At 54.4% G+C, this 8,118-nt stretch carries 11 protein-coding genes; 3 read left to right on the top strand and 8 right to left on the bottom strand.

The window, feature by feature from the left end:
• Positions 1-426 precede the first annotated feature (426 nt).
• Genes ACWVCN_RS05450 through ACWVCN_RS05440 form a run of 3 tightly spaced genes read left to right on the top strand, consistent with a single transcriptional unit; the run spans position 427 to position 2,364 of the window.
• Positions 427-1,320, top strand: a complete 894-nt coding sequence (locus ACWVCN_RS05450) for a Vgb family protein (RefSeq protein ID WP_455244517.1) — start codon at positions 427-429, stop codon at positions 1,318-1,320.
• On the top strand, positions 1,317-2,021 hold the full coding sequence (locus ACWVCN_RS05445; RefSeq protein WP_455244516.1) for a hypothetical protein: 705 nt from the start codon (positions 1,317-1,319) through the stop codon (positions 2,019-2,021). Before ACWVCN_RS05450 ends, ACWVCN_RS05445 begins: the two co-directional genes overlap by 4 nt.
• Before the next feature lie 19 nt (positions 2,022-2,040).
• Entirely contained in the window at positions 2,041-2,364 is a 324-nt protein-coding gene (locus ACWVCN_RS05440; RefSeq protein ID WP_455244515.1) for a PilZ domain-containing protein, read from the top strand.
• An 11-nt stretch (positions 2,365-2,375) separates the two neighbouring features.
• On the opposite strand, the gene ACWVCN_RS05435 is transcribed toward ACWVCN_RS05440, so the two are convergent.
• The 8 genes from ACWVCN_RS05435 to ACWVCN_RS05400 form a co-directional block, all read right to left on the bottom strand.
• The gene (locus ACWVCN_RS05435; protein WP_455244514.1) at positions 2,376-2,897 is read right to left on the bottom strand and encodes a peptidylprolyl isomerase; all 522 of its coding nucleotides are present in this window, start codon (positions 2,895-2,897) and stop codon (positions 2,376-2,378) included.
• 126 nt (positions 2,898-3,023) lie between these two features.
• Positions 3,024-3,611, bottom strand: a complete 588-nt coding sequence (locus ACWVCN_RS05430) for a peptidylprolyl isomerase (RefSeq protein ID WP_455244513.1) — start codon at positions 3,609-3,611, stop codon at positions 3,024-3,026.
• A gap of 61 nt (positions 3,612-3,672) precedes the next feature.
• A complete protein-coding gene (gene rnc / locus ACWVCN_RS05425) occupies positions 3,673-4,380 on the bottom strand; it encodes a ribonuclease III (RefSeq protein ID WP_455244511.1) in 708 nt (235 codons plus the stop codon).
• Between the two features lie 27 nt (positions 4,381-4,407).
• Positions 4,408-5,658, bottom strand: coding sequence for a beta-ketoacyl-ACP synthase II (gene fabF / locus ACWVCN_RS05420; protein ID WP_455244510.1), 1,251 nt, complete (start codon positions 5,656-5,658; stop codon positions 4,408-4,410).
• Between the two features lie 19 nt (positions 5,659-5,677).
• Positions 5,678-5,911 carry an acyl carrier protein gene (gene acpP / locus ACWVCN_RS05415; protein WP_455241969.1) on the bottom strand — a complete coding sequence of 78 codons (234 nt, stop codon included), beginning with the start codon at positions 5,909-5,911 and terminating at the stop codon, positions 5,678-5,680.
• An 89-nt stretch (positions 5,912-6,000) separates the two neighbouring features.
• Positions 6,001-6,744: a 3-oxoacyl-[acyl-carrier-protein] reductase gene (gene fabG / locus ACWVCN_RS05410; protein ID WP_455244509.1), complete on the bottom strand. Its 744-nt coding sequence runs from the start codon at positions 6,742-6,744 to the stop codon at positions 6,001-6,003.
• Between the two features lie 33 nt (positions 6,745-6,777).
• On the bottom strand, positions 6,778-7,728 hold the full coding sequence (fabD, locus tag ACWVCN_RS05405) for an ACP S-malonyltransferase (protein WP_455244507.1): 951 nt from the start codon (positions 7,726-7,728) through the stop codon (positions 6,778-6,780).
• An 81-nt stretch (positions 7,729-7,809) separates the two neighbouring features.
• Positions 7,810-8,118 (bottom strand): 3-oxoacyl-[acyl-carrier-protein] synthase III C-terminal domain-containing protein (locus ACWVCN_RS05400; protein ID WP_455244506.1); only part of this gene is annotated, 309 nt, incomplete at its 5' end.

The raw sequence follows: 8,118 nt of genomic DNA, 5'->3' as shown, positions 1-8,118 counted from the left end.
TTCCCTCCAAAACTCTAGGTTGAGGTCAAGGCTGAGGCTTAGGGAATCACCGGCTCAGGCCTTCACTCGGCCTCAGCCTTAGCCTAAACCTTCACCTATTTTCTACGCGCGGCACCTTAGCAGGGCAATTTTATTCAAGTCAACGACTTGGACCGAGCCCGGGCCAGAGGTCTAGGATCAAATGGCTGCGGCGAGGATTTCTGCCTCATTCCCCCACCTCCAGTCCTACCCCCTCCCTGACATTTCTTGACACCCTCTCTGCCACACAGCTACGATGAATATGATATCAGTAACAACAGTATCGCGCTGCCCTTGAAACACCCTTTTTTATCCAGTTCTTCCATGTGCCATAACAGACGCCTAAGCCTTTTATCGTGCGCAGGGTTTTTCTGTTTACTCTTCTCTCCCGCCCTTGCCCAAATCACCGTGACGAACCTTCAATCCCCTTACAGCTTCGTCAGCAGCCCATCGGGAAACGAATATTTCATTTCGAGTGTCAACGGCGAACCTGATGCAAAGGACAATAACGGCTTCATTACGAAATTGGATGGAAAGGGAAAGTTATTGCATGTGAAATTCGTGCAAGGCGGGAACGGAGAAGTCACCTTGCACGCACCCAAAGGGATGGCTATTGTCGACCAGGCACTTTACGTGGCTGACCTCGACCAGCTGCGGTCTTTCGACATCACGACCGGCAAGCCTCTTTCCACGATTGCGATGCCTGATCCGTCCGCACACTTGACCGATGTCGTCTTTGACGGGAATGGCCAGCTGTACTGTTCGGACCAGCAGGGAAATCGGATCTATCGGATCCATCTTGCCACCAAGAAGGTTTCCGTCCTGATCTCAAATCCCGAACTCGCCGGTCCTTCAGGCCTAGCCATTCATCCCAAGAGCGGTCAACTCATCGCCGTCAGTTGGGACAAAGGAAAGATTTTCGAGATTTCCCCCGATGGGGAACTGTCCGAACTCTTCTCGAATGGCTTTTTTTCCGGTCGGTTCACCAACCTGATAGGCGTCGACTTCGATCGGTGGGGTAATATGTACGTCTCGGATTTCACGACAGGAAAAGTTTGGCGCATGACATGGGACAAACGCTTCCAGGTCATTGCGGAATATCTGCCGTCCCCGGCCGACATCGGCATCGACCGCGCCAACAACCTCATTCTCGTGCCGTATGAATTCGCCCATGCCGCGGAAATGAACGGATTGGAAGCGCCTAGTGAAGGCAAATCTCGAAAGGAGAAACGGACGCTGGCGGATTATGGATTCATCCCCCCGCCGCCGAAACCGTCAGGAGGAGGAACATCGACGAAATGAGCCACTGCGTCTATTGTAAGCAGCGCAAGGGCAAACGGCCCTGTCCGGCTCTCGGAGGACTGATCTGTAGCCAGTGCTGCGGTGAGCATCGTATCGTTCGCGTCTCCTGCCCAACAGATTGCGTCTTCCTTGGCACAGGAAGTGAATACCAGCAACTGCGTTTGAGCGAACAATTCATGCCAGTACGGCGCGAGTTCTACCGCGAACTGGGAGAACTCGGTGGTGAGAAGGCCATCGCGCTCTATAACCTGATTGAAGTCGTGACGTTCAGCTATTTTCACGGACGGCGTGACGGACAAGACGCTGAAGTCGTGGCGGCTATTCAAGCCTTGCGCAGGACCCTCAGCCCTCTCCACATACCGGCGGCACCCATGCCGGTATTCGCTGAGCACCTCAAGAAGGAGTATGACAGTTTCAAGAAGCAGAACCCTCAGCAGATCGCCGACACCTCGATGGCTCCGGAGGTACTCGACCGTGCCATTAAATTCATCTCGGATTTTTCAGGTACCGAGTTCCAATCACAACGATTCCTGAGCGGTCTCATCGGCTACGTCCGCGTGTACCATCCTGAAATCGCCGCCCACCTGACCAAACAGCACGAACCCGGCCATATCGTCCTTCCGGGACAATCCTTGATGCCGTCTTCCGCACCGGAGCCTCATGCGCATACCCATGGACCAGGCTGCGAACATCACCATTAGCTGAACGGAGTTCGAGAGCATGACAGGTGAGAAGGAACGGAAAATTCGAAGATTAAGACGAGTCGATCTGCAGTGTCTCTTAGGATTCTCCTCGGAAGACATTGAAGGGGAAGCACATGTCATGAACATTTCCACCGGGGGATGCCGGGCGGAATCGGAGATTAATGTGGCCGAGGGATTGGAATTTCATGTCCTCATCCGGCTACCTGGACAAACCCCGCCGGTGAAAGTCGAACGTGCCGCCATACGGTGGGTCAACGGCACGATCTTCGGGATGAGCTTCATGTTGTTCCTGCCGTCTGAACGGGCCAAACTGCAGGCCTACCTGGACGGCATCAAATAACCTGAGAATTGCTACTCTACAATCGTGACCGTCATTTCCACCCGCTCGTTCGGGAGATCCTGTTCGTTCCTCGGCAACTGGACAATTTTGTCGGCAACACCAATCCCCCTCGTCACTTCACCGAAAGCAGTATACTTCCGGTCCAGAAACAATGAATCTTCAACGACGATAAAGAATTGCGATCCCGCCGAATCTGGATCACCGGCCCGTGCCATAGAGACGATCCCTCGCTTGTGTGATTTTTCGTTGAACTCCGCTTTGATGTTTATCGGATTCCCCTCATCGTCCTTCGGTCCTCCTTGGCCGTAAATGTCTTTCCTTCTGACGTTCTTTGTATTGGGATCTCCCCCCTGAATCATGAATCCGGGAATTACCCGGTGAAAAATTGTGCCGTTGTAGAACCCGGACTTGGCCAGCCTGATGAAGTTCTCGACATGATTAGGTGCAAGATCGGGAAAGAATTTGATCTCAATATCACCAAACTTGGTTTTAATGATGGCTTTGGGACCGGGGTCCGGGGGCCGAGGCGCCACCTTAACCTCGCTCTTGCTTGCGCAAGATACAATCATGCCTACAAACAGGACGATAACAGCTCCCAGGAGTACCCCTCCTGCTACTCTACTGATTCCCTCCACTATTATCACCAGCCTCTACCCAACCTATTCCACGACAACCACAGTCATCTCAGCACGCTCTACCGGTAGATCCCGTGAATTCCGGGGAAGATTGACGATTTTATCCGCCACTTCCATGCCTTTGACGACTTCGCCGAACACCGTATATTGCCCGTCGAGAAAATTAGAATCTTTCACAACAATAAAAAACTGTGACCCCGCGCTGTTGGGATCGCTGCTTCTGGCCATCGATAGGATCCCGCGCCGGTGCGGAATATCGTTGAACTCGGCTTTGACTCGATGATCTGGTCCCCCCATCCCGTACGTTTCCGGCTTCTTCGGGTCCTTCGTGTTCGGATCTCCGCCTTGAATCATGAAGCCCGGAATCACTCGATGGAAGATCGTCCCGTTATAGAACCCTGACTTGGCTAAGGTAAGAAAATTCTCGACATGCTTGGGTGCTTTGTCCGGGAAAAATCTTAGCTCCATATCGCCGAACTTCGTCTTGATGATGGCTTTCGGACCGGTTGTAGCAACCTGCTCGCCTGCAAACACATTCCCTCCACCGAGCAACCACATCGCATTCAGCATCACACAAAACGCAAAGACAAATAACATGGATCGTTTCGTCATAACTCCCTCCTGCACTAGAGCAATTGTTTGCACACGAGATCTTACCATGCGGACGTGGTCATCAACGTTCTTCACGACCGAGCGCCTCTTTTGCCGCAGCCTGCTCGGCCTCCTTCTTGGTACGCCCAGATCCCCGGCCGACGACGGTGCCCTGTACGGTTAACTCCACGACAAACCGCTTGTCATGGTCCGGCCCGGATTCTCCGACGATCGCATACTGCGGAAGACTTTCAAACTGTTTCTGACACCATTCCTGGAATTGCGTTTTGTAGTCGTCAGCCCCGGGGCGATAGTGTTGTGTTGCGACACGGGAATATTCTGGAGCAAACAGGTTGGCGACGACACGTCGTATTTGGTCCAACCCTCCATCGATATACACCGCAGCAATGACAGCCTCCATCGCATCAGCCAACAGAGAATCCTTGTCGCGGCCTTTTGACCGTTCTTCTCCTCGACCAAGCTTCAAGGAATCTCCCAGCGCAAGCCGCCGTGCGACTTGAGCTAATACTTTCTCGCTGATCAGTCTCGCCTTGAGTTTCGAAAGTGCGCCTTCAGTCGACCTAGGCAAAAGGCTCGTCAGATGCTCACTTACAAGGAGAGACAACACCGCGTCCCCGAGAAACTCCATCCGCTCGTTGTCTGTAAGCGTCGTAACCTTCTGTTCGTTCACGTAAGACTTGTGCGTCAGCGCCTCTTCGAGCAATCGAGGGTTTTGAAACCGGTAAGCCAGGGTTGTTTGCAGCGATTCAAGAGGAGAAACCGAAGTCATGAGGCAGATCCCCCGGCTCTCGACGGGTCACGCCTCAGGCTTCTTGAAGAGGAGGCAGGCATTGACCCCGCCAAATCCGAACGAATTCGAAAGCGCAACGTTGATGGACGCGGGTCTGGCCTTGTGCGGCACATAATCGAGATCACACTCGGGATCGGCATGGTCCAAGTTGATCGTTGGAGGGAGGATACCTCGATGGATGGCCAGAATGCTGAAGACCGCCTCAATTCCGCCGGCGGCTCCAAGTAAATGTCCGGTCATCGATTTCGTCGAACTGACAGGAATGCGGGACGCTCGTTCCCCGAAAACTTTTTTGATAGCTTTCGTTTCGATGACATCCGCCATCGTGGACGTTCCATGGGCATTGATGTACCCGATTTCGTCTTTCCCGATCCGAGCATCGTTGATCGCCAATTCCATACAACGAATCGCGCCTTCACCTTCTTCGGATGGGGCGGTAATGTGATAGGCGTCGCTATTCATCCCATACCCGATCACTTCTGCGTAGATGCGGACGCCGCGCCGGCGCGCATGCTCCAATTCCTCCAGCACCACGACACCCGCGCCTTCGCCCAAGACGAATCCGTCACGATCCTTGTCGAAGGGGCGGCTAGCTTTTGTCGGTTCGTCGTTTCTGAACGAAAGAGCTTTTGAGGCAGCAAATCCCGCGACACCCAGTGTCGTAATCGCGGCTTCCGCACCGCCGGCGATCATCACGTCGGCATCGCCTCGCTGGATCAGCCGGAACGCATCACCTATGCAGTGATTGCCGGTCGCACATGCGGTCACGGCGCAGGAATTGGGCCCCTTTGCCCCTATCCTGATCGCCACTTGGCCCGACGCAAGGTTAATGATGGTCATGGGTATAAAAAAGGGAGAGACGCGACCCGGCCCCTTTTCTTTGAGCACATTGTGGTAGTGCTCGATGGACCCCAGCCCGCCGATGCCTGACCCGATATAGACACCGACTCTGGTGGCCTCTTCGGGCAACACTTTTAATGCCGCATCATCCACCGCCAACTGGGCTGCTCCCACGGCGTAGTGAATGAACGTGTCCATCTTCTTAATTTCTTTTTTCTCGATAAACTGGGTGGGATCAAAATCTTTGACTTCGCCGGCAATCTGGGCATCGTAGCCGGTGGGGTCGAACTTCGTAATCCGGCCGATGCCGGACTCCCCGGCACAGATCGCTTTCCATGTTTTTTCGACACCAGTGCCCAAAGGTGTCACCAACCCGAGTCCGGTGACGACGATGCGTCTATTGGGACGATCGCTCATCAATACACCACACTAAGTCTTAGGCTTTTTCCTTGATATAATCCAAGGCCTTGCCAACCGTGAGGATCTTCTCAGCATCCTCGTCAGGAATTTCAATCCCGAACTCTTCTTCAAGCGCCATCACGAGTTCGACGGTGTCGAGCGAATCGGCGCCAAGGTCTTCGACGAAGCTGGCTTCAGGCGTCACCTCGTCTTCCTCGACCCCGAGTTGCTCCGAGATGATTTTCTTCACCCGTTCATCCACTGTAGCCATAAATGTACGCCCCTCCTTCTGATCTGTGGAAACTTGTGCCGACGGCACCGCGCCGCGGCGATTGACTCATGAATTTCGAATCTCGTTCATCATGACATGAGCATACCGCCGTTCACATGTAATACATGTCCTGTAATATATGCGGCCTCTTCGGAAACAAGAAAGCGAACCGCGTTTGCAATGTCTGCCGGCGTACCCAACCGTCCCAACGGGATTTGTTTCTGCAGCGTCTCTTTGACTTCCACCGAGAGCCCCTGCGTCATCGCCGTATCAATGAAACCAGGAGCAACAGCATTCACGGTCACATTCCGGCTCGCATACTCACGGGCGACGGTCTTACTGAATCCGATAACCGCAGCCTTCGACGCCGCATAGTTCGCCTGGCCGACGTTCCCCATCGCTCCCACGATCGAGGCGATGTTGACGATGCGACCATAGCGCTGTTTGGTCATCGGCTGCAAGACCGCCTTTGTGCAGTTGAACGTCCCGTTCAAATTGACTTGCAGTACCAAATTCCAATCTTCCTCTTTCATCCGCAGCAGCAACCCATCGCGCGTGATCCCGGCATTATTTACCAAGATGTCGATCTTCCCCCACTCCTTGATTACATGCTCCGCCAAGGCTTTTGTATCGTTGGAGTCGGCCACGTTCACCTTCACGTTCAGTGCCTTCCTCCCAAACTTCTCGACTGCCGTCACAGTGTCTTTCGACCGTGTAGGGTCGAGGTCAGCCACCACCACATCCGCACCGGCCTCTGCCAGCTTTTCAGCAATGGCACGCCCGATGCCCTGCGCCGCTCCTGTGACGATGGCTACACGTCCCGCTAATGACATACGCTTTGTTCCCTTCTGATGTGTCCAAACCCCTTATGTTTCGCCTTTCTCCCTTAAAGCATGAAGGGCCGTGTCCAGCGACTTGGGATCGTTCACGTTCAATGTGACTGCATCCGGCACGATCCGCTTGATCAGCCCCGCCAAGACCGAACCAGGACCTACCTCGACAAACGTCTTGACCCCCATCCTGACCATCTCCTTTATCGAATCCTCCCACAGCACGGACGAGGGAAGCTGGCGAACTAATGACGGTTGAATGTCAGCGGCCTTCAGAATCTGCTTCGCTTCAGCATTGTTGACCAACGGGATCTGCAAATCAGACCACCTAACGGCTGCCAGGTCATTTGCCAGCCGGTCCGCCGCCTTTTGCATTAACGGCGTATGGACCGGCACGCTCACCGGCAACGGCACAGCCTTTTTGCAACCCTTGCTCTTTGCAATCTCGATGGCCCGTTCGACAGCAGATTTTTCACCCGCAATGACGACCTGACCTGGGGAATTGAAATTGGCAGCCTGCACAACCCCCGCAATCTGGGCTTCTCGGCAAGCTTCTTTGACAACATCAGCATTAAGCCCCAAGAGAGCCGCTACCATTCCAGTTCCAGGAGCCACGGCCTCGGCCATGTAGCGTCCTCTTTTTTGGACAATACTCACAGCCTCGCGAAAATCCATGCCTCCCGCCGCCACGAGGGCAGAGTACTCCCCGAGACTGTGGCCGGCCACGGCGACCGGCTTGATCCCGGCTGGCTCCAACGCTCGAAGCGCTGCGACGCTGCTCACTAACAGCGCGGGCTGCGTATGTTCCGTCAAATTCAGTTTCTCAGCCGGTCCCTCGAAGCAGAGCACAGCCACGTCGTAGCCAAGCACGGATGAGGCCTCTTCATAGATCTGTTTGAGACGGGGGTTGGCTTCGCACAGCGCCTTTCCCATTCCCACAGACTGCGATCCTTGGCCTGGGAATACAAACCCAATTCCAGAATTCATAAGGGGTTAGATATCTTAGAAATGCCTTGGAAAGTCAACGGGAAAAGTTCTTCGCCTCAATCCCTCAGCGGTTCGTTTGGACTACCACCTGATCAAGGCTGAAGCCCACGTCAATCCGGCACCGAACGCCCCCAGCATCACCAGCGACCCCTCTTTGATACGGCCTTTCCGGACGGCTTCATCGAGCGCAATGGGAATGGAGGCCGCGGAGGTGTTGCCGTAGCGGTCGAGGTTGAGCATGACTTTATCGAGCGGGAGCCCGAGCCGATCAGCCACGGCTTTGAGAATCCGCACATTGGCCTGATGAGGCACATACAGATCGATATCGGCAACGGTCACGTTCCCGGCAGCGAGGGTTTCACGCGCCGCTTCTTCCAACGTACGCACCGC

This window comes from Petrachloros mirabilis, assembly GCF_975968855.1.
This window is presented reverse-complemented; position numbering and strand designations above follow the sequence as displayed.

Excerpts from the sequence above, each read along its gene's own strand:
- acpP (WP_455241969.1), bottom strand. The coding sequence starts at position 5,911 with ATGGCTACAGTGGATGAACGGGTGAAGAAAATCATCTCGGAGCAACTC.
- fabF (WP_455244510.1), bottom strand. The coding sequence starts at position 5,658 with ATGAGCGATCGTCCCAATAGACGCATCGTCGTCACCGGACTCGGGTTG.
- fabG (WP_455244509.1), bottom strand. The coding sequence starts at position 6,744 with ATGTCATTAGCGGGACGTGTAGCCATCGTCACAGGAGCGGCGCAGGGC.
- rnc (WP_455244511.1), bottom strand. The coding sequence starts at position 4,380 with ATGACTTCGGTTTCTCCTCTTGAATCGCTGCAAACAACCCTGGCTTAC.
- ACWVCN_RS05440 (WP_455244515.1), top strand. The coding sequence starts at position 2,041 with ATGACAGGTGAGAAGGAACGGAAAATTCGAAGATTAAGACGAGTCGAT.
- ACWVCN_RS05445 (WP_455244516.1), top strand. The coding sequence starts at position 1,317 with ATGAGCCACTGCGTCTATTGTAAGCAGCGCAAGGGCAAACGGCCCTGT.
- ACWVCN_RS05430 (WP_455244513.1), bottom strand. The coding sequence starts at position 3,611 with ATGACGAAACGATCCATGTTATTTGTCTTTGCGTTTTGTGTGATGCTG.
- fabD (WP_455244507.1), bottom strand. The coding sequence starts at position 7,728 with ATGAATTCTGGAATTGGGTTTGTATTCCCAGGCCAAGGATCGCAGTCT.